The sequence below is a fragment of the Intestinimonas butyriciproducens genome, assembly GCF_016901775.1.
GTDB lineage: Bacteria > Bacillota > Clostridia > Oscillospirales > Butyricicoccaceae > Pseudobutyricicoccus.
This window is the reverse complement of sequence record NZ_JACJKW010000021.1, coordinates 22,665-46,213: the sequence shown is the minus strand read 5'-3', so window position 1 is coordinate 46,213 and position 23,549 is coordinate 22,665. Positions and strand designations below refer to the sequence as shown.

Here is a 23,549-nt window from a genome sequence, read left to right as displayed (position 1 = left end):
GCCAAGTGCCGCAGAAGGCCAGTTGTGTGCATCCCGGCAAAGAAAGTATGGCTGCGGCGCCACGCCGCCCAAAACTCTCTCAGGCTGTATGGGCTGCAATCCTGGCGAAGGGATGCAATCCCGACACCGGACAAAGGCTCCCCCATGGGGAGCCTTTTTTCTGTACTCTGCCAAGACTGTACCCAAGCCCTTCCCGGCAGAGCCGGAGCACTCAGCCACCCACCGCACTCAACCGGGGAGAGTATGGGTCCAGCGTCACGCTGGCACTCAACCGGGGAGAGCATGGGTCCAGCGTCACGCTGGCACTCAACCGGGGAGAGTATGGGTCCAGCGTCACGCTGGCACTCCGCCGGGGAGAGTATGGCCGTCCCGACACGGGACCTGGGGTTGTACGGGGGGCGTTCTTTTGGTATACTGTCTTTTATCCGAAGAAAAAGGAGGGAGCGGCGGTGAAGCAGCTGAAACAGCTGAAAAAAGGGGACTTTCTGGCCTTTGCCCTGATTCTGCTGCTGGCCGGGGGCATCTGGGGCGCCGGTCTGGGCCATAGCAGCGGCCAGCTTACCGCCGAAGTGCGGCAGAACGGGGTCCTGGTGCGGCGCATCGCCCTCAGCGGCCTCAGTGAGCCGGTGACCTTTACCCTCACCGGTTCATACGAAAACACCATCCTGGCGGAAAATGGACGGGCGTGCATCCGGTCCGCCACCTGTCCTCACCAGGACTGCGTCCACACCGGCTGGCTGACCCGGGCGGGCCAGAGCGCCGTGTGCCTGGAAAACCGGGTGAGCGTCACGGTGGTCTCCCAGGGAGAAAATGACGCCCCCGATGCCATCGTCCGATGAAATCCCCTGCCAAAGGAGCCTTGCCCATGACCCTCTCCCGGAAAATCGCCCTCAGCGGCATCCTGGCCGCCCTGGCCCTGTGCCTCTCCCTGGTGGAAGGAATGCTGCCCCTCAGCCTGCTGCTTCCCCTCCCCGGCTTCCGCCTGGGCCTTTCCAATATCGTCACCCTGGTGGCCCTCTGCACCCTGGGCCCCTCCTTCACCCTGGGGGTGTCCCTCTGCCGGGTGGGGGTTTTGTATCTGGCATCGGGAAACTTCACCAGCCTGTTTCTCTCTTTGCTGGGGGCCCTTTTCTCCCTGCTTGCCATGGCCCTGGCCAAAAAAGGCCTGGGCAAGGTGTTTTCCCTCTATGGCGTCAGCGTCATCGGCGCCGCCTGCCACAATGTGGGCCAGATCCTGGGGGCCTGCATCCTGATGAAAAGCCTGGGGGTCATCTATTACCTGCCCCTGCTTTTGATCCTGGGCCTGTTCACCGGCTGCTTAAACGCCGCCGTCTCCCGCATCTGCCTGAAGCATCTGGCAGCATAAAAACGGTATCACAAAAAGGAGCGACCTGCCATGGACAATAGTTCCATTCAAGTGACCCTTATCCCCTATGAAAGAGAAAACCCCGGAGCTGCGTACAATCTGGACCAAATCCTTTTTGATTTGGATAGCCAGATCGAGCTACTAACCAGCCAAGCGGATCAGACCGATTATTTCATTTCCATTGCATCCGGTCTTCTCTGTGGTACCCTGGATATTTTGTGGGCAGGAGATTTTGATTTGGCCCGTGGGCGCAGGGTAGCCCGTGACAAAATCGATGAACTGGTGAAAAGAACTGCAAAAATGCTGGGATGCAAGAAAGAGGAGCTTTCTTCCTGCGTCAAATACTTGGAGGATAAATTCCCCATACCCAGTGATGGGAACACACCTGATTTTGGCGGCGGCCTACAGCATCATCTGCGGGATTTTGCCCACCACCCCACCCCAGCTGGGCTGATTTTCTCCTTGCTGACCCAATTCACCTGTAAAGCATACGGTACCGATTCCCATGGCAAATTTCTGATCGTGGATGTACCGAAAAAAAGTCAGGTATTCATCGGAGAAGATCTGCCGCAAAAAATCTTTTATGGAACCATCCTTTGGTTCTTTCATCTTGTCAGCGACATGGCAGGCAGCCACAGTTCTGCGGGGCTGAGCGGCGGCACCGGAATTCCCGGCCCTCTTCTTTCCCTAGCCAAAGAGATCTCTGTTCTTCCTTTGTTTCGCAATAGCTCCCTTCCCTCTTTGCTGTCAAGCCTCTTCAACGGCACCTTTTTGGCCCAACGGGATGAAACCGGCCAGATCATCCGAGAGAGTCTTTTGAAATGGGATCTGCGGGGAGAACTTGGCGCAGCTGTGGAACTGGGCCGCCAGGCCATCCCGGTGATCGCCAACGAATGTATGGTCCGGGCTTTCTATTTTATCCGCCGCTTCGCCATGGAAATACAGGAGCATTCTCTCCATTCCATCCAAGATATCAAGCAGATCTCCTGGGAAAAGGTCAGACCGGCAAACAACCCCACCATCACCAGAATGCTTGTAGTGGCGGCGAGTGTTTTCACCACAGTGGATGTGAGCGCCGCCGTCATCTCACAAAAATATTGGGTTGCTGTCAACTATGTGGGGGTGGGGCGTCTGGCTGTCGCCATCGGCCAGGATGTGGCCTGGTGTCTCAAAGCCCGGAATGTAAAAAAAATCCGGCAAATGTACGAAGAAATCAAGCGCTCTGTATATACCCGTGAAAAAGACCGGGTCTATGAAAGGATCGGTGCTGACATGGCTGATATGGACAAACTGGGGCTGACCCTTTCCCAGACAGAAATTCTCTATAACCTGGAATATTACAAAATCCTCCACGACATCCGCCAGACCAAACTGCCGGTCCGGGGTGAAAACATCCAGCAGCTAAAGGCAGAATGGCTGAAAGAATGGAAAACCTATATCACCCAAGGCTTCTCCCGTTTCACTCAGGTGGAAAACTCTCAGATCCACTGGTATTCCCTCGGGGAACTGCTGGAGAAGATCCGGGAAAATGAACCTTCGGGGGCATGGTTCCGGTTGGTTCTGCTGGAAGCGATGCTTTTCGAGCCCTATTATCCCCTGAGTCTGGAAAAAGATAAGAAAGGCAATGTGATACCCAGCAAAAAATATAAAAGCCTTCACAATGTGGTCTGGGGATATAGCAAAGAGAAAGGAGACCGTTATCTGGATTCTCTTTTTCCCGAAAGTTATTATCCGGAAGGATATATCAACCGACTCCGTACCTGCTATAAAAAGGTGCTGTGGGAATTGAAGGAAGTGCTAAAAACAGCCATCACCTCCCTCTCCATCACAGCAGTGATCGCCATTGTGGCCATTGCCCTCTCCGGTGCCTTTGCGCCTTCTATCGCTGTCCTATTGGTAGGCTCCAACTTCACCGGATTAAGTGGCGCCGCTCTGACCAGCACCTGCCTGGCCTATCTGGGCGGCGGCGCTGTGGCTGTTGGCGGTGCAGGAATGGCTGGCGGCACCATTGCCATTGTGGGCGGCGGCGCCGTGCTCGGCCTGGGTGTAGGAGCCGGTGTAGGCGGTGCTGCAGGCGTAGCTGGATTGTCCGGCAAAAAGAATACCATTCTCCAATCTGCAAAGCTCCTTGTAGCGGTCCGGGAGGTTTTCCTTAACGATCAGCATGATTTAGCCTACTCCAATACCATTTACGAGAAATATGTGGAAAATATCGCTGAAATCGAAAAAGGCCTGGTGGAATTGAAACTACGGGAAGATGTGGCAAAGGGCAAGGAAAAACAGAAACTGAAAGCCCAGATCAAAAAAGCGGAAGAAACTGTAGAAGCTATGAAAATCGCCCGAAAATCCATGAACCGATTCATTTCTTCCTTTGAAACCGGTATGAATCTGTAAGCCTCGTTGAGCTTGATCCCGCAGTTATTTTCTCATCACACCCAGAAATATATCTCAGGCGAAAGAAAAAAGCCGCCCCGAAGGGCGGCTTTTTTCTTGTTTATTTCCCAGTTTTGGGGCAAAGCACTTCCTTGCCGCCCATATAGGGGCGCAGGGCCTCGGGCACACGCACCGAGCCATCTTCCTGCAGATTGTTCTCCAGGAAGGCGATGAGCATCCGGGGCGGCGCCACCACGGTGTTGTTCAGGGTATGGGGGATGTAGTTGGCCCCCTCCTTCCGCCGCACCCGCAGGCTCAGGCGGCGGGCCTGGGCATCGCCCATGTTGGTGCAGCTGCCCACCTCGAAGTATTTCTGCTGACGGGGAGACCAGGCCTCCACATCCACGCTCTTCACCTTCAGGTCGGCCAGGTCGCCGGAGCAGCATTCAATGGTGCGCACAGGAATGTCCAGGGAGCGGAAAAACTCCACCGAATACTGCCACAGCTTCTGGAACCATTCCATGCTCTCTTCCGGCTTGCAGACCACCACCATTTCCTGCTTTTCGAACTGGTGGATGCGGTAGACGCCCCGCTCTTCGATGCCGTGGGCGCCCACTTCCTTGCGGAAGCAAGGGGAATAACTGGTGAGGGCCTGGGGCAGCTCGCTCTCATCCAGGATGGTGTCGATGAACTTGCCGATCATGGCGTGCTCGCTGGTGCCGATGAGGTACAGGTCCTCCCCTTCGATCTTGTACATCATGTTCTCCATCTCGGCAAAACTCATCACGCCGTCCACCACGCTGCTGCGGATCATGAAGGGGGGCACATAATATTCAAAGCCCTTGTCGATCATGAAATCCCGGGCATAGGACAAAATGGCGGAATGGAGCCGGGCCACATCCCCCTTGAGGTAATAAAAGCCGTTGCCGCTGGTTTTCCGGGCGCTGTCCAGGTCGATGCCCAAAAGGCTCTCCATAATGTCCACATGATAGGGCACGGGGAAATCGGGAACCTTGGGCTCGCCGAAGCGCTCCAGCTCCACATTTTCGCTGTCATCACGGCCGATGGGCACCGAAGGGTCGATGATATTGGGAATGACCAGCATCCGGCGGCGGATTTCTTCGTTCAGCTGGTTTATTTTTTCTTCCAGCTCCTGCAATTCCTGCGCCATGGCAGTGACCTGGCTCTTGGTCTCTTCGGCTTCTTCCCGCTTGCCCTGGGCCATCAGCTTGCCGATCTGCTTGCTGATGGTATTCCGCTGGGAGCGGAGATAGTCGCACCGGGTTTTGGCCGCCCGGCACTCCTCGTCCATCTGAAGCACCTGATCCACCAGCTCCAGTTTGTTTTCCTGGAACTTTTTGCGGATGTTCTCTTTGACTGCTTCCGGGTTCATCCGCAGAAATTTCATGTCCAGCATTTTGGTTTCCTCCTGTTACAATGTTCCGGGGGCCGGAGTGCTTTTCCTGAGAAAAAGAAAAAGCCCCCGATCCCATTTCCTATGGGACGGAAGACTTCCGCGGTGCCACCCATGTTGCCGGCATACACCGGCCCCTCTTGTGCGCTGTACGGGGCGCGCCCCCCGGCTCTTCGCCGCAGGCTCCGAAAGCGGAAAAGCGGTTTTGCCCTGCCGGCTTCCACCAGCCGCCGGCTCTCTAAAAAGGCGCTGCCGCCGCTTCTTTCCTCATGGCCTGTATAGGAGTAGTATACCCCATTCCCCCTCAAATTGCAACCCCAGTGCCTCCAGCGTCACGCTGGTTCTTCGCAAGCCCGCTCTGCATCGGCCAGCAACGGAATGCACTGTTCCGCAGCCCAAACCATGGTGTGATACATCTTCTGATAATCCGGCATGCCATATCACCTCTTTCTGCAAAGAGTATAACATAACTTTTTTCTCTTGTCTATGATGATAGACATGGACGGGGACTTTTTCTCATAGAATCATAGAATACTATGAGAAAAAGGGGTGCCACCATGGAATTTGACAACAAGGCTGTGGGCCAGACCATCCGCAATTTGCGGGAAAGCAAAAATCTATCCCAGGATGTACTCAGCGGCCTGGCTGGCATCGCCCGCAGCCACCTTTCCATGATCGAAACCGGCACAAAACAGGCCAACTTTCAAACCATCTGGCGCATTGCCCTGGCGCTGGAGATGCGCCCCAGTGAGCTGGTGGCCCGAATCGAGGAAACCGCCCAGAAGCAAAGCGCCTCTGCTGGCAGACTGTAACTTAACAAATTATGACATACTTCCCTTGAGGTGAAGTCTATGGCAAACCGGCTGCGTGATCTGCGGGAAGATGCCGACCTGACCCAGAATCAGGTGGCGCAATATCTGAATATGTCCCAGACAGGCTATTCCAAATATGAAACCGGGGAAAATGATATCCCTACCCGGGTACTCATTGCTCTGGCCGCCTTCTATGGCACCAGTGTGGATTATCTTTTGGGCATTACCTCCTGCCGAAAGCCCTACTCCCCATAAGAAAACAAGAAAAAGCCTCCCTGACGGGAGGCTTTTGTCTATGCATTTTACCAGGACTGCACCCGGCCTTCGCTCTGCTGCCCAGCGCGGGAGCACAGTATGGCTGTCCCGACACGGGACTCACGCTGCTGCCAGTTTTACAAAAGTGATTTTGCCGTCGCCATCCAGGGAGAAATCCAGGGTGACGGTTTCCTGGACGCCGTCCACATTGACGGTGACCTGTACCTTTTCGCTGCCGAAGGAATCTTCCTTCTTCCGTTCCAGCAGTTCCATCTTTTCCACTTTGACCGGCACGCCCTTCACCAGATAGGAGGAAGCCACCGAATCATTGAGGAAGGAATCCAGGCAGTTAGGAGCAAAATACTTCCCCACTTCCTCTTCCCACTCTTCTCTGGCGTCGTCCCAGTCCTCCATGGCTTCCTGGAGCTTTTCCGGGTCGGGGGTCACGCCCACGCCGATCACCGACATCATATCCTCGGTGAACAGGTCGTCATTGGGGCAGGTCATCATGGCCTGGATCACCTTTCTGGGGCCGGTGCTCACCTGATTCCCCCCTCCGGGGCGAAGAAAATAAAAGCCCACGCCGGCGGCCGCCACCAACACCAATGCGGCCAGGATCCAAAGGCTCTTCTTTTTCATGGAGAGTTCCCCCCTTCCAGCAAAACCGGAAAACCGTTTCCCCTCCCCAAGCAGGAGGGGTATTTTATTGAATTATCATATAACAAAGTCTGCTTTTTGTCAACGCAGCGTGACGCTGCACCCATATTGCGCTGCCGCGCCAGGCAATAAAATCAGGGCCAGCAAAAAGGCTCCCCGATGGGGAGCCTTTGTCCCGTGTCGGGACGGGCGGAGTGCCTCCGCTGTCATATTGCGCTACCGGTCCCGTGTCGGGACGGCCAAGTCGGTGCTGCCGCACCCGATCACAGAACCCAACCTTCGTTGGATCACTCAGCACGGGAGCGGCGGGGTGTCCCCGCTGCCGTTCCTCTCTTTGCCATGTTCAACCCAACCAGCCTGGTTTGATCACTCAGCGCGGGAGCGCAGGAACGGCTGTGGCGGCTCGCCACCGACACGCTGGCGCTGGCGGTTCTTCAGAATATCCTCCAGCTTCTGCTTGGGAGCGGCGGCGTTTTCATCCAGGGCGGTCACATACTCCTCAAAGGTGATGACCCCCTGCTGGAACAGATTCTCCAGGGCCTGCTCCTGAGCATAGCGGGAATAGGGGCTGTTGGGGGACACATCGATGCGGATCTCCACCCGCAGCCGCCGCAGCTGCTCCCCGGAGAGAGCATAGACCCCCCGGCTCAGCTCTGCGGGATAATAGGCCGCCCACAGCTCAAACCAGATGGATGCCACATCCTCCACAAACTGGCGGAAATCGGCGATCTGCTCGTTGAGGGGCAGAGCCGCCTGATCCCGGGCGGCGATGATGGCGGCGCCGCTGGCCTTTTCCGGGTTGACCTGGCCCAGAGCGGCGTCTCCCGCACCGGCCAGATCTCTTGTCTGCTGCACCAGCTCCTGGGCCAGGGCCTGGGCATCGGGGGACATGGGCGCCGCTCCCAGATAGCTGACAATGTCGGTGACGGCGTTTGCCTGCATATCCCGCACCCGGATGGCCGCTCCCACCTCTTCCAGCGCCTCCTTGTTCAGCACCTTGTCGGCGTTATAGACCAGCCGGGAAAAGGCGGTCATTTTGGCGTTCATCAGGCGGCGGGCCAGCATTTTGTTGGTTTCGATCTGGTTGGGGATGAGGGGAGTGACCTCCCCGTCCCCCCGGGCCGAACCACGGCGGCCCATCCAGCGGAAAGCGGCAATGGGATAGAGACTCAGCCCCCGGCCGCCCCCATAGAGGCGCACCGGCTTCTGGTAGAGCACATCCCGGGTGCCCCGGGCGCAGCATACCACCCCGTCCTCATCCCGCCAGAAGGCCAGAAGAGTGGTGCACAGCTGTTCTTCCTCCCGGGTGTCACTGTGCTCCCATTCCTCTTCCCGCTCCTGCCGGTCCAGGGGGCCGTCGTCGGGGACGATGCCCTGCACCTCTTCCTCCCCCAGGCCATACCGCCGGGCCGCCTTCCGTACCTGCCCCACCGTCTGGCGGCGGGCGATGAGCAAATAGGGCTGCTTCTGCACATCGGGACAGGTCTCGTCCCCCAGATAAAGGTCGCAGGTGTCCACCACCTGGGCCTGGCAGTCCCCGTCGTGGAAATAGATGTAGCTGTCCCCGGCGATACAGGCGTTTTTCACCACTTCCCAGCACAGCTTGTCCATTTTGAGCCTTTCCCACTGACGGGCGGCATAGGCGGTGAGCTTCTGGCAGATTTCCCCGGCCTGGGGCCCCAGAGCCCCGGCATGCTCCAGGGGAGCATACTGGATGCTCATGGTGTTCATGCAGACGCTTGCCACCTTGTGCTCCACCACCGGCTGAATGAAATTATAGAAAGGCAGGGCCTCCCCGCCGCTTTCCACACCATACCACTGTTCCCCCCGGAAAAACCGGTGGGCCTTTTTGGTCTTTTCATAAAGATCTGTCATCCGGTGGTGCTCATCCCCCCGGGTGTACCACCGCCACAAAAGAGCGGCGGTGATCTTTTCACTCTTTCCCATTTATTCCACCCTTTCCTGACGCCGGCTGGTGCCGTCATACCGGTCGATATTCCGCAGAATGCGGCCCAGGCGTCCTTTTTCTTTTTCCTCCGAGGAGGGAGCTTTTTCCAGCTTCCCCTCCCTTGCAAGGCGGCTTCCCTCACTGAGCCCCAGCCGGTAGCAGCACAGGGCCCCCAGGGCGCCCAGCAGGACGCCCAAAAGCAAACAGATGGTCATTTCGGCTCACCTCCTTATTTTTGCAGCTGCTGGAGCTGCCAGGCCCTGCGCATCTGGGCGATCTGATCCTCATTGAAGCCCAGGGAAATGTAGCCGGAAAAGTCCCCGTACTGGGCCAGGATTTTGGCCACCGCCAGCTGGCGGTTGAAGGTGTCCTGCTGCTGGGCAGCGGCTTCCTTCTGGGCGGCCAGCTGCTGCTGCGCAAGCTGCTGCTGGTTTTTCCATTCCTGCTGGCTTTGTTCCCAGGCCTGCTGGTTCTTTTCGGCCTGCTGCTGGGAGAGTTTATACTCCCACTCCTGCTGGCTCTGAAGGAAGTCCGGATACCCCTGGGCCAGGCTCAGAAGAATGTCCGCCTGGGCCTGGGCCGCCTGGGCTTCTCCCTGCTGATACAGCTCATCGATCCGGTTGTTCAGGCCCTGTAAGGCTTCTTGCCTTGCCAGCTCCCCTTCCAGCACATTCTGCTGATACTGGTTGCTCTGGCTGGCGGCAGTAGACTCGGCGGCCCCCTGGCCGGTGATTCCCAGCTTGGCCATGGTCTCGGGCAGGGCCTGCTTTTCCTTCATGTAGTTGATATAGGTCTGCTTGGCCAGTGCGTCATAGTCGGCCTGGATCTGGGGGCGCTGGGCTTCCAGCTGGCTGGCCCCGGCCTGGGCTGCCAGGCGGTAGGCCTGGGCGGCGGCATTGGCTGCGTCCATGTACTGGTTGCGCACCGGGGCGTAGCTGTTGGGCAGGTACTGGCTGCCGTCCACGCCGCCGCTGTAACCATAGGCCGCCCGGATGCTCTCCGCCGCCTGGTGGGCCGCATCCATCCCGGCCCGGTCTCCGGCGGCGTTGGCCGCCTCCCAGGCGCTTTTGGCCGCCTGGATCTGCTGATAGGAGCCGGGGCTGCTTTGCTTGATATAGGCGTCGTTAAAACTGCCTAATTTCTGATATGCCATGGGTTTCCTCCTTTGTTTTCAATGGGTGTAAAGAGTCTTTGCTTTATAGAGGTGCTTCCAGCAGATTCCCCTCCATGTCCACCACAAACCCATCCCCCGGCAGGGTGAAGGCCGGACGCATCCCGCAGGTGGTATACACCGCTTTGGATGCAAAGGCGCCGGTGTCGTCCACCATCCAGAACTGGTTTGCACCCTTGGTATCGGGGGAACGGGTGGCCCACAGATAGGGGGCGTCCTGGAAACTGGAAATGCGCCATGCATCGGTCTGGAACAGGTCCAGGCGGGCGCCTTCCGCTGCCATGCCCTCTTCCCCGCCCCCGATCTCGCTGGCCGAGAGCAGGAAAACCTGGCGCTGCAGGTATCCCGGGGTGTGTTCCCCCCCGCTGGTATAGGGGATCTGACAGGTGGGGATTTTGGCGGAAACAACGCTGTCCAGAGTGGGAAGGAAGGCCCCCGTCAGCCAGGTATCGGCCATGGAGCCGTCGTATTCGTTCTGCATGACGGAGGACATGGTGCGCCGGCCGGCAATGTCCCGGCGCAGCAGCAGGGTATGGCCTCCCACCTGCTGGGGATAGCCCTGCTGGGCCACCACATATTCCTGCCATGCGTCATTCTCCTTGATGCGCACGATATCTCCCACCTTTTTCAGGATCAAAGGCTGGGTCGTCCGCACGGTGCCGGTGGTCTGGCAATAGGAGTTCTGATAAACCCCGTCCTTGCTGCGGGCAAAGGCCCGGTAATAATAGGTGGCCCCCGGGGTCAGGCCCTCGTCAGTGCAGCTGCTGCCCGGCCCTTCGTAGATCACTTCCCCGTCCTGTTCGTCCTTGGGGAACCGGTCGCTACGCCGCAGCACACGCAAAGCGGCATAGGCGGTGTCCTCGGGCACGGTGGTCCAGCTTAAGTCGATGGAGCCGATGCGGCTCGATACCGCTTTGAAGCCCAGGGGCTGGCCGGCCATGGTGCCGGTATAGGCGCCATTCCGCCGCAAGATCATACATTCTCCCATACTCTCACCTCACGATCCGCAATTTCAAAGGCAGCTCCACCGTGGGCTTTTTGTCATAGCACACCGCCTGGAGCACCCCCTCTTCCGTCCAGAGCCTGCTCACCAGTCCCCAGGCTTGCAGCCGGGCCCGGTCTGTGCTGGCCGTGCCGGTGAGCACCACATCGGCCAGGGGCTCGTGGCTGGCGCTCAGGCCGGACACCGCCACCTGCTGGGTGTAAGGTCCTTCCCCTTGCCAGCTTGTGGTCAGCGTCGCATTCAAGGTGATGCTCTTCCAGTCCGCCGGGCTGTAACCGCTGTCCGTGGGGTTTCCGGCGCTGTCCAAAGCGGCCAGATGTCCTGCTGTGGGGGAAGAAGCCCGGTTGGCCTTTTGCTGGACGGCAGCCAGGCTCTGGTTGAACTCTATTTCGCTGCCCTCAAATCCTCCCGCCTGGGCGCTTTCATAGGCCGAGGTACCCCGGACGCCTTGCGGCCCGGTCTCGCCCTGAGGACCCCGTTCGCCCTGGGGACCCTCCGGGCCTTGCAGACCCTGGGGGCCCTGGGCGCCGTCTGCGCCGTCGGCCCCCTTCTCCCCCTGAGGGCCTTGGGGGCCGGTTTCCCCCTGGATGCCTGCCGGGCCCTGGAGACCTCTGGGGCCCTGTTCCCCCTGGGGGCCCTGCTCCCCTTGCACCCCCTGGGGGCCCTGAGGGCCGGGGACGCCCTGGGGACCTTGCAGCGGGCCGATCTCCTGCCACAGTGCCCCATCTTCCTGCCAGATGTAGATGGTGTTCTCCTGAGCACTTCCCACGGCATAGGCATCCCCCGGCAGGCCTGCGGGATGGGCGCTTTGCAGATTTTCCAGGGTGTCATACCGGGCCAGCACCGTAAAGCTGCGGCCATCGGCTCCGGCTGGGCCCTGGGGCCCCTGCTCACCCTTTTCGCCCTGAGGGCCTTGCAGCCCCCGCTCCCCCTTTTCACCGGCGGGGCCTTGGGGGCCGGTTTCCCCCTGGATGCCCCGTTCGCCCTGGAGCCCCTGCACCCCTCTTTCGCCCTGGGGACCCTGAGGGCCCCGCAGCCCTTCCGGACCCTGGGGGCCCTGGGGACCGGTGAGACCCATAGGACCTTCCGGACCCCGGGGACCGGTTTCGCCCTTTTCCCCTTGGGGACCCTGAGGGCCCCGGATGCTTTGGGAGGACGGGGTCTGGGGGCTGTTTTCCAGCTTCCAGGACAGAATGCCGCCGCTGCTCACCGCAGGCACAAACACCGGCCCATGGGGGCCTTGTGCGCCTGTGGGGCCTTGGGGGCCGGGAACGCCCTGCTCCCCCTGTACGCCCTGGATGCCGTAGACCACCGTCTCCCCGTTTTCGTCGGCGACCCGGCTCTGGGTGAAGCGCAGCCGGCCCCGCTGGGGCAGAACGTTCCCCTCTGCATCCAGCACCAGATGTCCGCCGGAGGCGGCGGAGACCCAGTAGGAACCGTCCTTGCTCACTTCCATCTGCCCGTCTCCGTTGAGACGCAGAGCCCGGATGTTTTCCGAAAGTGGGGCGCTGTCCAGAGTCATACCCAGGGCGGCGCCGATCTCCCCGGCGCCGGTTTCGGCCATCAGGGCGTCCAGCAGGGCGTTGAACCGCTGGGCCACCACTTCCTTCACCAGCCGGTCGAAGACCTGCTTGTTTTCCTGGGGCTCGCCGGTGAGCCGGTCGGGAGCCGAGGCCACATCCTTGCCTTCGTAGTCCTTTTCCTGGATTTTCAGTTCTTCCAACATATTCTCGCTCCTTTCATTTCACATTTCCTTCCTTGGTAAAGCGCTTGACGATGCCATATACCCCGAACCCCTCGTTGAGCCCGTCGTTTTTCACGGTGATCTGCAAGGTGAGGTACCGGCCCACCCGGGAGCCGAAGGGAATGACCCGGGGGGCGTCGTTTTCGGTGAAATCCATGCGGCTGAAATCCAGCTCCTCCCAGCTCCAGATGTCCATGGTGCTGTAAGAAAGATCCCGTCCCAGGTCTTTTTCTGTACGGACATTCACCTTTACACTACTTCGCAGATAAGGCTTTATCATGATTCCGCTTCCCCGGCGCATCATGGTTTTGTACTGGGTGAAGCTGCCGTCGTCGTCGGCCTTGGTGCTCCAGGCGCAGGGGATGGCGGCTCCATCGTCGCTGTACCGCTCCATGCCCGCCACATCGGTGCTGAACCGGCAAAGGCGGCCGTCCTCGGTGCCGAAGAACAGATCCTCCCCCCGGGCGGCGATGCACCGGGCCGGGATGTTCTCCCAGTGATAGCATTCGTACACATAGTCCCCCATGCTCTGGCTGCGCCAGGATTTTTCCTGGCCGCCGTCCAGCAGATAGCATTTGCTGCCCAGGGCCAGCACATAAAGCCCCCGCCATACCGCCGCCGAAGCATTTTCCAGGTTCTGCTCCCCTTTCAGGGCGCTGTCGATGAAATAGCTCCGGTTCTGCACCGCCTTTTCCTCGCTGACGCTGCTGGTGCACAGGGCAAAGACCCCCTGGGGGGAAAGGAAGAGCGGCTCGTCCAGCAAGGTGGCAAAGGCATAGGGGGACACCGCTCCCACGCCGCTGACCCCCTGGCGCACCGGGTAGATGGTCTTGCCCTCCAGCAGACTCTCCTGGCGGAGATAGACGGTGGCCTCCTGCTGGGAGGGGGCCTTGACGATGGCCTGGAAGGAGCCGATGGAGCAATAACCCATAATGGGGGTATCGCTGCCCACCCGGGTATAGCCCAGGTCGGGGAAATAGGTGGGGTCGCCGTAGCCCGAGCGGTAATCGAAGGCCCGCTTCTGGGGGTTGCCGCTGAGGAAGGCGCAGCCTGCAAACACCGAGCAGATGGTGCATTCTTCGATGATGCTGGCCTGGTCGGTCACATCAAAGGCGATCTCCAGGTTATCCCGTCCGGCCACCTGGGGCTTGGGGGGCGCTGTGTCGAAACGGATGAATTTCCGGTTCACATCCACCATAAAATCGGTGATCTTCTCCCCGTCCAGGGTGCAGACGATGGTATCCAGATTGCTGATGACCCCGTCCAGGTAATAGTCCCGGGCCGTCCCGTCACAGCAGAAGCTGTTGCGGCGTCGGGGAGTGAGCATATTGCAGGCTTCGTAATCGGTACCGGCCCCTTGGGGGCTGCGGCCGATGGAGGTGAGGGGCACATAGGCCTCATTCTTCACCCGTTCGCACCAGGGATGGGGGCCTTCCTCCTTGTTTTCCCGCAGGCGCATCAGCTCCTTGCCGGTGAGCAGGTAAAAGGCGCCGTCCATGGCAAAGCCCTGGGAGCGGCCGCTGTTCAGCCCCTGCCACAGGATCTCCGGGGTTTCCCCCTCGGCCTGTTTCCAGGTGTAGATGGTGTCGCCGCCATGGATGACAAGGTAAGGCTCTCCGGCCATCTCCCATTCGAAGATGCCGTTGATGGGCTGACGCAGCTGGAACAGGGTACGCCAGCCGGGGCGTTTTTCCGGCATGCCGCCGGCGTCGGAAACCAGGTTGGGGGCAAAGGGAGAGCGGCTCTGGTCCACCAGGGCCGGGTCGGTGGAAAAGTCCACCCCCCGGAACCGGGCATAGCGGGTCTGGTACACTTTGGGTTGGGAGGGCACTTTGAATTGGGCCATTTGTTATTGCCCCCTTCCCCACCCTGCCCAAGGCAGGCTTTCAAATTCCGCCGTTCCCGGCTGACGCCGCCGCTCCCGATGGTTCAGCTGCAAAAGATCCCGGCCGCTTTCGAACTCATTGCGCCAGATCACCGCCAGCTGGGCGTTGTCGTGTTTATACAGCTGGGAGGCGATGTACAGGGGCAAAAGGGACAGGGCTTCCGGACAAAGGGTGAAGGTGTGGTCGTCGGGGGTGTCCCCGGTCACCGGCTCTTCCAGGGCCCAATAAGCCGCCTGGTAGCGGCCGGGGGCCAGCATCAGGGTATCGCCCTGGCGCACATAGGAGCCGATGGGCCGGAGTTCCTCTCCCTGGTACTGCCAGAGCCGGTCCAGCTCCCAGTAGCAAGGCAGGGAGGAAAGATGCAGCAGCGGCTTTTCCCCGGTCACCTCCACTTCCTCCTGGCGGTAGATGGGTTTTCCTCCGGTGGCCAGCAGGTAAAGGCCCTCGTTGGCCGCGGGGATCATCCGGCTGCGGTATTCCTCCGCCAGGTCCTGGTCAGGCCCGTCCAGCTTGTGGAGCACGGCCTGTTTGATTTCTCCCCAGTTCATTTTTCTCATCTCCTTTCCCCTTCACCTTATCACTTCCAAACGGTATTTTTCGTGCAGCGTGTCCCGTGTCGGGACGGCCAAAACTCGCTGAAGGCTCTATGCGTTGTCAGGCTCGGTGCTCCGGTGCTGGCGAGCCATCACCCGGAAGGGGCTGCGGTGAATTCCTGGCAGAGTGCAAAAAAAGCCCCCCTTGTGCAAAGGGGGGACAGACCGTCGCAGACGGTCAGGGGGGGATTGTAAAGCTGGGCAGACCCACTCAACTTGGTTCTATCATCCAGCGCGGCAGCGCAGTTTGGCCGTCCCGACACGGGACCGTCGCAGACGGTCAGGGGGGATTGTAAAGCTGGACAAACCCACTCAACTTGGTTCTATCATCCAGCGCGGGAGCGCAGTTTGGCTGTCCCGACACGGGACCGTCGCAGACGGTCAGGGGGGATTGTAAAGCTGGGCAGACCCACTCAACTTGGTTCTATAATCCAGCGCGGCAGCGCAGTTTGGCCGTCCGGCCCACCGGACCGGCGTTCGCCGACAGCTCCCTTTGCACAAGGGAGCCGTCTTTGCTGCTCGGCATACAACCGGCCACCCCCGGTGGATAACAAAAAAACTCCCCCGATGGGGGAGTTTTTTTGCTTTTCACTTGGTTCTATTGCCCAGCGCGGAAGCGCAGTTTGGCTGTCCCGACACGGGACCGGCCCAAAAGAAAAGTCTCTGTCCGAGATAAGTATTGGTGAACAAAAATATACATTTTCACAGATAATTATGCATAAACAGAATTGTTGCTGACATAAAAAACTATATTCCCTTACAAAAACAATTTTGTGGGGGTACTTTATGTCTGATTTTAATTCAACTTATAATGATATTCAAAAGCAAAAATAGACCGAGTATGCTATAATATAGCCATAGTTCGGAACTTTTTGCTGTTCTTTTCGTCTATATAGACAAGGAACAGTTAGACAAACTTGTATTTGACAAAGGAATGTGTTTGTATGAAAAAGAAAACTGTATCCATAGTGTTGTTTTTGATTGCCTTTATTGCAACTTATTTGATTATTTGCTTTGCAATCCCTGGCATGAGAATTAAGTTAGAAGCAGAACCGATAGAAATATTCTTTAAGAGTATCACCCATATGGTGTTTTTCAAAACGATGATATCTCTTGTCGTTGCAATTATATTTGGTGCAATTCCCTTGTTCTTTGGAAAGAAGAAGTAAGCCAATTCCAATTAGTTGAACTGAATAGTATATCCCATAGGAGGAGCAAGGTCGATACACCTTGCTCCTTTTCATTGGGCATTCATAAAAAATGAATAAAAAGGTCAGTTATGCATACCAATACTTATCTCGGACAGAGACAAAGAAAAAGCCCTCCTGAGAAGGAGAGCTTTTTTTCTTTGCACGCTGCCAGGATTGCACAATAGCCCCTTCCGGGTGATGGTTTATCACACCCGGAGCACGGGGGCCCCCAGCGCATCCCCACCGGAGACAGGAACGGCCGTCCCGACACGGGACCGGCTCGCCGCGCCTACCGTCTTAATGCCTTTGGATAATGGTTTTTGGCCTGGCCGCCGGAGACCTTGCTCCAGCCCAGGGGGAAGCCCAAAAGGCGCACCGGCTGCCAGCCGGTTTCTCCCTGCCAGGCAATGGCCTCGCCCCGGAGAAATGCCTCTGCACGGCTGTCCTCCAAAGAGAGGGCCACCCCGTTTTCCCTCCGGGGCAGAGCTAGTGCCAGGGCGTGGGCCGGCTCCAGCCGTCCCTTCCGCAAAGTGCCCAGATGCAGCCCGGGCCGCAGCACCCGCAGCCCTGGGAGCTGGGGCGTGCCCTCGGGCATCTGGTAAAGCTCGCTGCCAAACAGGCAAAGCCGCTCTTCCTTCCGGGGGAAGTCCGGCAGGGCGCTCTGGCAGAACTCCAGCCATTCCCGGGGTGCTTTCACCCCCGGCTCTTCCGGCAGAAGGGCCGGTTCTCCTTCCCCCGCTTTCCGCAGCTTTGCCATGAAATGCCCTTCGCCCCGGATTTTGTGGGGCCAGAGCCGGGCGGTTTTCCGAAGTTCTTCCCCGCCCCCCAGAAAATCCGGCCTGCCCCGGTCAAAACCGGGGAAAAAGCAGGCGTCTTCCAGAATGTAATCATGGCTTTCCAGGAATGCCGCCACCGTGCCCTCGTTTTCCTCCGGGGCGAAGGTGCAGGTGGAATAGACCAGCACCCCGCCGGGGGCCAGAAGGGCATCGGCCTGCTCCAGAATCTCCATCTGCCGGCTGTGGCACAGACGGATGTTGTCCATGCTCCACTGCTCCAGAGCGGCAGGGCTTTTGCGGAACATCCCCTCGCCGCTGCAAGGGGCGTCCACCACCACCCGGTGGAAAAAGCCGGGCAGGCGCCGCCGGAGATCCCGAGGGGACATATTGCACACCAGGGCGTTTGTCACCCCCATGCGCTCCATGTTCTGGCTGAGCACCCTGGCCCGGGCAGGATGGATCTCATTTGCCACCAGAAGCCCCTGGTTTTCCATAGCGGCGGCCAGATAGGTGGCCTTGCCCCCCGGGGCGGCGCACAGATCCAGCACCCGCTCTCCCGGTCTGGCCCCGGCCAGCACCCCTACTCCCATGGCGGAAGGCTCCTGGATGTAGTAAAGGCCCCCTTCGTGGAAGGGATGCAGCCCCGGCCGGGCAGGCTCTTCATAATAAAACCCTTCCGGGCACCATTCCACCGGCGTCAGGGGAAAGGGCAAAACCTCCCCCAGCTCCTGGGGCGTGATTTTCAGGGTGTTGGCCCGCAGGGCCAGATGCCGCCCCTCCTGCTCATATTGGGCAAACAGCTGTTTTGCCTCTTCTTTTCCCAGAAAACCTTCCATCCGTTCTTTGAATCCTACCGGCAGCTCCATGGTTCACATCTCTCCTCTCTCGGCCTGAACCAATGCAATAAAGAAAAATATGGGTCCAGCGTGACGCTGGACCCGATGATAGCAATGTAAGCCCCCTGGATCACTTCGCCCGGCTCGCCACACGCTGCAAGGGCTTGCACACGGCCACGGCCACCACGGCGGCGGCCAGCATTTCCAGCAGGCAGTTGACCCCCACCAGAGCGGCCAGCACCTCCCTCAGGGGCAGGGACTGGAAGAGCAGGGACAGAAGCCCCAGCACCATCATGGAGTGGCAGAAAGTAGCCGCCACGGCGCTGATGCCCATGGCCAGAACGCCGCTTTTGATCTTTTTGGAAAGCAGCAGATAGAGCCCGCCGGCGATGACACCCAGCAGAATACGGGGGATGATGCACATCACGATGGAGCTGAGGGGCTCACCGCTGAGAAAGGGGGAAAAAGCCATATCCGCAGGGCTGGACGCCATGAAAGAAGCCCTTGTCATGCTGAGAAGGCCGAAGCCCAGCCCCAGGATCCCTCCGTCCACCGGGCCCATGAGCACAGCGCCCACGATCACCGGGATATGCAGCAATGTGATGGAGATGGGCGGCACCATGATGAAGCCCAGGGGGGTGAAGGTCATCACCGCTTCCAGGGCGATCAGGATGGCCAGCTGGGCCAGCCGCAGGGTCTGTTTGCTTGTGTTTCTCATAAATTTTTCCTCCTTGCTGCCGCTCCGTCCTTTTGCCGGATGCGGCGCAGTCATGTATTCGCAACGCCCTAAAAGGCGCAGCGTTCTGTGAAAAGCCCCTGATATCAACGGGTGAAAAGCTGGATGGCTTGCCAGTTATTTTGCGCCCCTTTCCCCTCGTTTTTCCCGATGGCGCTCATAGATCAGGCGCAGGCCCCAGAGGGCCAGATCCGGTTCTGCGCGGCACTCCCGGCGGCAAAGGGGGGCGATGAGGGGGGCAAAGGTGCCGGTGAGGATCAGGGACACTTTTTCCCCCAATTCTTCTTCCATACGCTTTGTCATGCCCTCCACCAGGCAGGCCGTGCCCAGAAGCAGGCCGCTTTTCATGCTGTCCACCGTGGTTTTTCCCACGGCGCCAGGGGGCGGTGTTTCCAGGTCGATCCAGGGCAGCTGAGCGGTATGCCGGGCCAGAGCCTCCAGGGAGATTTTCATCCCCGGGGCGATGGAAGCCCCCCGCACGGCCCCCTGCCCGTCCATGAGCACGAAGGTGGTGGCGGTGCCCAGGCAGCACACCACAGTGGGGCCCAGCTTCATTTCCCGGGCGGCCACGGCCTGGGTGACCAGGTCGCTGCCCAGCTGGGCGGGGTCGTTGATGCGGATGGGAAGGCCGGTTCGGAGCCCTGGCCCCACCACCAGCGGGCGCACATGGCAAAGCCGCTCCACCGCCTGGCGGATGCCGAAGGTCAAAGGCGGCATCACCGAAGAGAGGATGGCCCCCTCCACTTCATCCGCCCGGCAGCCGAAGAGACCCAGGGCCGATTGGATTTTGACGGCGTATTCGTCGGGGAGGATCTGGGTGTCCACCCGCATACTGGTCTGCATCCGCAGCTTGTCTCCCTCGTAAAGGCCGATGCGGATGTTGCTGCTGCCGATGGCGATGACTAACAGCATTTTGCTCCCCTCCCCTGTTTTTTTCCGTGGGTTATTATAATATCCCCGCTCCCCAAAAGTCAAGGTCCCGTGTCGGGACGGCCAAACTGCGCTGCCGCGCTAAGCAATAGAACGAAGGCTGGTTGAATGCAATGGGGCAAAGAAAAGAACGGGTGCAGCGTCACGCTGCCCGGGTGTGATAAACCATCACCCGGCAGGGGTCCGGTGTCCGGACAGCCATACTGCGCTGCCGCGCTAAGCAATAGAACGAAGGCTGGTTGAATGCAATGGGCAAAGAAAGTATGCCTGCGGAGGCACTCCGCCAGCATCACGCTGCTTCCGCCATTGCTTGTCTTATCCATGAATTTGTGCTATGCTTTATTTGGGTTATTTTGCTTACAAATGCAAAATGAAAGGGGCTGCTGTATGAAATATGAAGATTTGATTTTTAAGATTCCCCAGGAATCTCCCACATATCAAGAGGACTCTGCATTTATCATCCGGCAGATCGTTGCCATTCTGGACGCTCGCAAAACGGCAGGCGATAACAAAATCATTCTCAACACCAATCTCAGAATGGGCTTGCCGCTGGAAAACATCAACAAAATTGCAGGTCCCATGATCGAGGCATGGGCAGGAGAAGTATTTGCCGGTATCCGCGACAACAGCGATCATGAATATCAGCTTATCAATGTGGAAACGCAGGAGCGTTTAGGCATGGCCGATATCATTCTTCAATTTCGGAAGTCCGGGCGTGTGCTCACAGGAAACATTGATGTGAAAGCAACCGCCAAGGACATTCCCAACAGCGGAAAAGGTCCCAACATTACCTCTTTTTCCAGAATCAGGACGGCATATGTTGTGGATCCGGATTATATGTTTATCATCTTGTCTATCAAGCATAAAGTTTACTCCCAGCGCAACAAGGAAACCGGCTTGATGGACGGCATCATGGAAGTGGCCGATTATAACGCCTACGATTTGAAATTCATCAGCGATGAGGATATCCACTATAACCCTGCCCTGGGCACTGGTCAAATCCAGATCAAGGATATTCACTATGTGACCTACCAATACCGAACCACCTGGGAAATGTGCCAGCTTCTCGACCAAAAATACCTGCACAGTTCCCGTCGAAGTATGGATGATTTTTATAGAGAGGCACGAAAGAACCAATGGATCAAAAATTAGTCGCCCTCTGCGGTGATGCCCTTGAAGAGCTGCCAAAGATCCCTGACAAAAGCGTTCGTCTGGTGGTCACCGATCCTCCCTATAATTTGAATAAGGATTATGGCAACAACCTGGATCGTCTGGAATTTACCGAATATCTGGATTTTTCAAGAAAATGGCTGAGAGAAGCATATCGTGTTCTGACCGATGACGGAACCATTTATGTTTTTATGGGCGTGAAATACATTTCCTATATTTATACGATTCTGGAGCAGGAGCTGGGGATGTATTTCAACTCATGGATCACCTGGTATTACACCCAGGGTATTGGAAAAACAAAAGGTTTTTCCCCCCGGCACGATGATATCCTGATGTTTACAAAGCATCCCAAAAAATTTGTTTTTAATCTGGATGATGTTCGCATCCCACAGAAATTCTATCGCTCGGTAAACAATATGCGAGGGGCCAATCCCGGGAATGTTTGGGAATTTTCCCATATGCACTACTGCAACAAAAACAGGCAGAAGCACCCCACCCAGAAGCCGGAAGGGCTGTATGAACGCATGATTCTCTCTTCCTCCAACGAGGGCGACACCGTCCTCGATCCATTTGTGGGAAGCGGCACCATGCTTCGGGTATGCCAGCAGACCAACCGCAGCGGCATCGGCATCGACATCAACCCGGAATACATCCAAATGGTCCATGAACGATTGGCAGCGCCATTTACTGGGTTCGACAGTATTGATGAACGAATGAAACGGGTACCCAATGATCTGAATGACTCCGCTATACGGTTGGAGTACATTCAAAATCATATCAAATGGTTTTTACACCATCATCCGGATGCAATCGGGAATTTTGTTGAGGAAGTAAAATCAAAATACGGGGATAAATTGTTTGAATCCGGCCAGTATGCATTTATTGAGCAAATGAAGGCGGAGCATTGCCCGGAAAAATAACATAAAAAAACGGCCCGAAGGCCGTTTTTTTATGTGCGTACCACAGCGAACTTGACGCCGGCGGCGGTGCCGGAGAAGGGAGACTCCGGATTCTCTCCATCGCAGAGCCTGAGCACAAAGCCGCCTTTCTGTTCCCCTTCCAGCTTCTTAAAGCGCATGCTGTCCAGCACCATGGCCACTTCCTGGCCGTTTGCCACCTTGCCGTGGAAGGGGCCGATGCTTTTGCGCAGGCCGTCTCCGGCTTCCACCGTAACGCCGCAGTCTGTGCCGCTGTCGTTGCGCACCAGAATCACCGTGCGCTCGTCCTTCCCCGCCGGGGCCCACAGCTCATTTTCCCCGGGGGTATACTGGATGGCGGGAGAAAAACCGTCCCGCACGCAATCGGTGGCTGTGATCTTTGTCATGGAAATTCCTCCTTTATTTTATAAGGTATTGTTTCAGATCTTGTCCTCTGCGCCGTAGCCGCACTTGATGACGCACATCTCATCGGGGCGCACCACCTTGGCGCCGTAGACATGCAGGCCCTTGAGTGCATCCTCAAAGCTGTCCTCGGGGCGGTAGGCCTCCACCTGGCTCATGTTCTCCACAAAGGCGATGGCCCGCTTGGTGCGCAGGATGCAGCAGTCCTTGTCCTCTTCTTTGCAGAGATTGTTGGTCATGTACACGCTCACATTGAGCCACTTGCCCACTCTGCCCACGAAACCATTCTTGAAGGTATCGCCGTTGGGATTGCCGTAGATCACATCGGCCAGCAGCATTTTCTCCAGGAAATCGGGGGAAACTTCCAGACTGAAGGCGGCGTTTTTGGGCACATTGTTCTTATAGAGGGCTTTGATGGCGGCGGTGATGGTGCTGAGCACATTGCCGGAAGTCAGGCTCTGCTGCTCCACCACCTGGCCGGCTTCGGGATAGAAGCTGTACACATAGCGGTCGGCGGCCTCACTGAGGGCCAGGTTGGCTTCCTCCCGGAGGGCTGCCATCAGATCCCCCTGGGCCTGGCGCTTGTCGATATCGTCCACGCCGAAGTTGAAATACTTCTGCTGGTCGATCTTGATCAGGGTGCTCTGGTCTTCCCAGCCGTCCCGGCTCAAAGGCTCGCCCTTCACATAATCCCGGATGTTCACCTTGCCCACACCATTGATCTTGATCTCCTCGCCGTACTTGGCATCGGAGCGGTAGCGGGCGTCGGACAGGCGCACGGCCACATTGTCATTTTTCAGGGACTTGAGCATCTGGGCGCTCCAGACGGTGGGGATAAAGTTACGGAAACTCATAAGAGTTCATTCCTCCTCTCGCAGTTTACCAGCGGCGCTGGCTTTTTTCGATTTTTTTCAGGTTCTGTTCCACTTGCTCAGGGGTCATGCGGCGCACCTCTTCCGGGGCGAAAAACCCTTCCTCCCCTTCGCTCTGGCCGTCGGCCGGGCCCATCATGGGGGGCGTCTGCGGACGCATGACCTCTTCCGCCTGGCGGATGGCCAGCAAGGCAATGATGGGGTCGATGCCCATGCTGCGCAGTTTCAGGAAATCGTCTCCCAGCTGGGGGATGCTCTCCAGAGCCATGTCCGGGAATGCCTTGCGCAGCTTTTCCAGATCCTCCCGGAACACCCAGTCCCGCTCCCTCTGGCGCAGGGCCTGAAGCTCAGCCAGCAGCTGGGGAATCTCCTGTTCCATTTTCATGGAACCCTGGGCTTCTTTCGGCGCTTTGTCCTCCCTCTGCGGAAGGCTTTTGGTTTTGTTCTCTTGGTTCACCCTTTTTTCCTCCTTTCCGA

The 23,549-nt window shown here is 58.1% G+C and carries 23 protein-coding genes; 8 read left to right on the top strand and 15 right to left on the bottom strand.

What is annotated here, in order from left to right:
* Positions 1 to 449: 449 nt before the first annotated feature.
* From H6A25_RS10885 to H6A25_RS10875, 3 genes are read left to right on the top strand one after another with little or no spacing between them, the layout of a single operon-like run.
* Positions 450 to 839 carry a NusG domain II-containing protein gene (locus H6A25_RS10885; protein WP_204752150.1) on the top strand — a complete coding sequence of 130 codons (390 nt, stop codon included), beginning with the start codon at positions 450 to 452 and terminating at the stop codon, positions 837 to 839.
* 26 nt (positions 840 to 865) lie between these two features.
* Positions 866 to 1,366 (top strand): Gx transporter family protein, encoded by a 501-nt coding sequence (locus H6A25_RS10880; protein ID WP_204752149.1) that lies wholly within the window; start codon positions 866 to 868, stop codon positions 1,364 to 1,366.
* A 30-nt stretch (positions 1,367 to 1,396) separates the two neighbouring features.
* Entirely contained in the window at positions 1,397 to 3,760 is a 2,364-nt protein-coding gene (locus H6A25_RS10875; protein WP_204752148.1) for a hypothetical protein, read from the top strand.
* Between the two features lie 100 nt (positions 3,761 to 3,860).
* Here the strand turns inward: H6A25_RS10875 and serS are convergent, their stop codons facing one another.
* The gene (gene serS, locus H6A25_RS10870; RefSeq protein ID WP_204752147.1) at positions 3,861 to 5,156 is read right to left on the bottom strand and encodes a serine--tRNA ligase; all 1,296 of its coding nucleotides are present in this window, start codon (positions 5,154 to 5,156) and stop codon (positions 3,861 to 3,863) included.
* Between the two features lie 554 nt (positions 5,157 to 5,710).
* On the opposite strand from serS, the gene H6A25_RS10865 reads away from it, so the two are divergent.
* Both H6A25_RS10865 and H6A25_RS10860 read left to right on the top strand, forming a co-directional pair.
* Positions 5,711 to 5,965 (top strand): helix-turn-helix domain-containing protein, encoded by a 255-nt coding sequence (locus tag H6A25_RS10865; RefSeq protein WP_204752146.1) that lies wholly within the window; start codon positions 5,711 to 5,713, stop codon positions 5,963 to 5,965.
* A gap of 39 nt (positions 5,966 to 6,004) precedes the next feature.
* Positions 6,005 to 6,220 (top strand): helix-turn-helix domain-containing protein, encoded by a 216-nt coding sequence (locus tag H6A25_RS10860; protein ID WP_204752145.1) that lies wholly within the window; start codon positions 6,005 to 6,007, stop codon positions 6,218 to 6,220.
* Positions 6,221 to 6,340: 120 nt separating this feature from the next.
* On the opposite strand, the gene H6A25_RS10855 is transcribed toward H6A25_RS10860, so the two are convergent.
* The 8 genes from H6A25_RS10855 to H6A25_RS10820 form a co-directional block, all read right to left on the bottom strand.
* Positions 6,341 to 6,859, bottom strand: a complete 519-nt coding sequence (locus H6A25_RS10855; protein WP_204752144.1) for a hypothetical protein — start codon at positions 6,857 to 6,859, stop codon at positions 6,341 to 6,343.
* 384 nt (positions 6,860 to 7,243) lie between these two features.
* Positions 7,244 to 8,824 carry a hypothetical protein gene (locus H6A25_RS10850; protein ID WP_204752143.1) on the bottom strand — a complete coding sequence of 527 codons (1,581 nt, stop codon included), beginning with the start codon at positions 8,822 to 8,824 and terminating at the stop codon, positions 7,244 to 7,246.
* Positions 8,825 to 9,040 (bottom strand): hypothetical protein, encoded by a 216-nt coding sequence (locus H6A25_RS10845; RefSeq protein WP_204752142.1) that lies wholly within the window; start codon positions 9,038 to 9,040, stop codon positions 8,825 to 8,827.
* Positions 9,041 to 9,054: 14 nt separating this feature from the next.
* On the bottom strand, positions 9,055 to 9,978 hold the full coding sequence (locus H6A25_RS12980) for a hypothetical protein (RefSeq protein ID WP_204752141.1): 924 nt from the start codon (positions 9,976 to 9,978) through the stop codon (positions 9,055 to 9,057).
* Between the two features lie 43 nt (positions 9,979 to 10,021).
* A complete protein-coding gene (locus tag H6A25_RS10835) occupies positions 10,022 to 10,972 on the bottom strand; it encodes a DUF6273 domain-containing protein (protein ID WP_204752140.1) in 951 nt (316 codons plus the stop codon).
* A 16-nt stretch (positions 10,973 to 10,988) separates the two neighbouring features.
* On the bottom strand, positions 10,989 to 12,725 hold the full coding sequence (locus tag H6A25_RS10830; protein WP_204752139.1) for a collagen-like protein: 1,737 nt from the start codon (positions 12,723 to 12,725) through the stop codon (positions 10,989 to 10,991).
* A 13-nt stretch (positions 12,726 to 12,738) separates the two neighbouring features.
* Positions 12,739 to 14,589, bottom strand: coding sequence for a hypothetical protein (locus H6A25_RS10825; RefSeq protein WP_204752138.1), 1,851 nt, complete (start codon positions 14,587 to 14,589; stop codon positions 12,739 to 12,741).
* Between the two features lie 3 nt (positions 14,590 to 14,592).
* Positions 14,593 to 15,177, bottom strand: coding sequence for a hypothetical protein (locus H6A25_RS10820; protein WP_204752137.1), 585 nt, complete (start codon positions 15,175 to 15,177; stop codon positions 14,593 to 14,595).
* Positions 15,178 to 16,166: 989 nt separating this feature from the next.
* Between H6A25_RS10820 and H6A25_RS10815 the strand changes: the two genes are divergently transcribed.
* Positions 16,167 to 16,391, top strand: a complete 225-nt coding sequence (locus H6A25_RS10815) for a hypothetical protein (RefSeq protein WP_187013516.1) — start codon at positions 16,167 to 16,169, stop codon at positions 16,389 to 16,391.
* Positions 16,392 to 16,701: 310 nt separating this feature from the next.
* On the opposite strand, the gene H6A25_RS10810 is transcribed toward H6A25_RS10815, so the two are convergent.
* From H6A25_RS10810 to H6A25_RS10800, 3 genes are all read right to left on the bottom strand, one after another.
* On the bottom strand, positions 16,702 to 18,054 hold the full coding sequence (locus tag H6A25_RS10810; RefSeq protein WP_204752136.1) for an RsmB/NOP family class I SAM-dependent RNA methyltransferase: 1,353 nt from the start codon (positions 18,052 to 18,054) through the stop codon (positions 16,702 to 16,704).
* 100 nt (positions 18,055 to 18,154) lie between these two features.
* Positions 18,155 to 18,742 (bottom strand): ECF transporter S component, encoded by a 588-nt coding sequence (locus H6A25_RS10805; protein WP_204752135.1) that lies wholly within the window; start codon positions 18,740 to 18,742, stop codon positions 18,155 to 18,157.
* Positions 18,743 to 18,877: 135 nt separating this feature from the next.
* Positions 18,878 to 19,672: a type III pantothenate kinase gene (locus tag H6A25_RS10800; RefSeq protein WP_204752134.1), complete on the bottom strand. Its 795-nt coding sequence runs from the start codon at positions 19,670 to 19,672 to the stop codon at positions 18,878 to 18,880.
* Between the two features lie 405 nt (positions 19,673 to 20,077).
* Between H6A25_RS10800 and H6A25_RS10795 the strand changes: the two genes are divergently transcribed.
* Complete coding sequence (locus H6A25_RS10795) at positions 20,078 to 20,842, top strand: hypothetical protein (RefSeq protein ID WP_204752133.1); 765 nt, start codon at positions 20,078 to 20,080, stop codon at positions 20,840 to 20,842.
* On the top strand, positions 20,827 to 21,780 hold the full coding sequence (locus tag H6A25_RS10790; protein ID WP_204752132.1) for a DNA-methyltransferase: 954 nt from the start codon (positions 20,827 to 20,829) through the stop codon (positions 21,778 to 21,780). The genes H6A25_RS10795 and H6A25_RS10790 overlap by 16 nt, the downstream gene beginning before the upstream one ends.
* A gap of 29 nt (positions 21,781 to 21,809) precedes the next feature.
* On the opposite strand, the gene H6A25_RS10785 is transcribed toward H6A25_RS10790, so the two are convergent.
* Genes H6A25_RS10785 through H6A25_RS10775 form a run of 3 tightly spaced genes read right to left on the bottom strand, consistent with a single transcriptional unit; the run spans position 21,810 to position 23,529 of the window.
* Entirely contained in the window at positions 21,810 to 22,184 is a 375-nt protein-coding gene (locus tag H6A25_RS10785) for a hypothetical protein (protein WP_204752131.1), read from the bottom strand.
* A 33-nt stretch (positions 22,185 to 22,217) separates the two neighbouring features.
* Positions 22,218 to 23,054: a hypothetical protein gene (locus H6A25_RS10780; RefSeq protein ID WP_204752130.1), complete on the bottom strand. Its 837-nt coding sequence runs from the start codon at positions 23,052 to 23,054 to the stop codon at positions 22,218 to 22,220.
* A 25-nt stretch (positions 23,055 to 23,079) separates the two neighbouring features.
* Positions 23,080 to 23,529 (bottom strand): hypothetical protein, encoded by a 450-nt coding sequence (locus H6A25_RS10775; RefSeq protein ID WP_204752129.1) that lies wholly within the window; start codon positions 23,527 to 23,529, stop codon positions 23,080 to 23,082.
* Positions 23,530 to 23,549 lie beyond the last annotated feature (20 nt).

Excerpts from the sequence above, each read along its gene's own strand:
- H6A25_RS10880 (WP_204752149.1), top strand. The coding sequence starts at position 866 with ATGACCCTCTCCCGGAAAATCGCCCTCAGCGGCATCCTGGCCGCCCTG.
- H6A25_RS10780 (WP_204752130.1), bottom strand. The coding sequence starts at position 23,054 with ATGAGTTTCCGTAACTTTATCCCCACCGTCTGGAGCGCCCAGATGCTC.
- H6A25_RS10800 (WP_204752134.1), bottom strand. The coding sequence starts at position 19,672 with ATGCTGTTAGTCATCGCCATCGGCAGCAGCAACATCCGCATCGGCCTT.
- H6A25_RS10810 (WP_204752136.1), bottom strand. The coding sequence starts at position 18,054 with ATGGAGCTGCCGGTAGGATTCAAAGAACGGATGGAAGGTTTTCTGGGA.
- H6A25_RS10845 (WP_204752142.1), bottom strand. The coding sequence starts at position 9,040 with ATGACCATCTGTTTGCTTTTGGGCGTCCTGCTGGGCGCCCTGGGGGCC.
- H6A25_RS10815 (WP_187013516.1), top strand. The coding sequence starts at position 16,167 with ATGAAAAAGAAAACTGTATCCATAGTGTTGTTTTTGATTGCCTTTATT.
- H6A25_RS10855 (WP_204752144.1), bottom strand. The coding sequence starts at position 6,859 with ATGAAAAAGAAGAGCCTTTGGATCCTGGCCGCATTGGTGTTGGTGGCG.
- H6A25_RS10875 (WP_204752148.1), top strand. The coding sequence starts at position 1,397 with ATGGACAATAGTTCCATTCAAGTGACCCTTATCCCCTATGAAAGAGAA.
- H6A25_RS10835 (WP_204752140.1), bottom strand. The coding sequence starts at position 10,972 with ATGATCTTGCGGCGGAATGGCGCCTATACCGGCACCATGGCCGGCCAG.
- H6A25_RS10790 (WP_204752132.1), top strand. The coding sequence starts at position 20,827 with ATGGATCAAAAATTAGTCGCCCTCTGCGGTGATGCCCTTGAAGAGCTG.
- H6A25_RS12980 (WP_204752141.1), bottom strand. The coding sequence starts at position 9,978 with ATGGCATATCAGAAATTAGGCAGTTTTAACGACGCCTATATCAAGCAA.
- H6A25_RS10820 (WP_204752137.1), bottom strand. The coding sequence starts at position 15,177 with ATGAACTGGGGAGAAATCAAACAGGCCGTGCTCCACAAGCTGGACGGG.
- serS (WP_204752147.1), bottom strand. The coding sequence starts at position 5,156 with ATGCTGGACATGAAATTTCTGCGGATGAACCCGGAAGCAGTCAAAGAG.
- H6A25_RS10860 (WP_204752145.1), top strand. The coding sequence starts at position 6,005 with ATGGCAAACCGGCTGCGTGATCTGCGGGAAGATGCCGACCTGACCCAG.
- H6A25_RS10850 (WP_204752143.1), bottom strand. The coding sequence starts at position 8,824 with ATGGGAAAGAGTGAAAAGATCACCGCCGCTCTTTTGTGGCGGTGGTAC.
- H6A25_RS10865 (WP_204752146.1), top strand. The coding sequence starts at position 5,711 with ATGGAATTTGACAACAAGGCTGTGGGCCAGACCATCCGCAATTTGCGG.
- H6A25_RS10795 (WP_204752133.1), top strand. The coding sequence starts at position 20,078 with ATGAAATATGAAGATTTGATTTTTAAGATTCCCCAGGAATCTCCCACA.
- H6A25_RS10830 (WP_204752139.1), bottom strand. The coding sequence starts at position 12,725 with ATGTTGGAAGAACTGAAAATCCAGGAAAAGGACTACGAAGGCAAGGAT.
- H6A25_RS10785 (WP_204752131.1), bottom strand. The coding sequence starts at position 22,184 with ATGACAAAGATCACAGCCACCGATTGCGTGCGGGACGGTTTTTCTCCC.
- H6A25_RS10825 (WP_204752138.1), bottom strand. The coding sequence starts at position 14,589 with ATGGCCCAATTCAAAGTGCCCTCCCAACCCAAAGTGTACCAGACCCGC.
- H6A25_RS10805 (WP_204752135.1), bottom strand. The coding sequence starts at position 18,742 with ATGAGAAACACAAGCAAACAGACCCTGCGGCTGGCCCAGCTGGCCATC.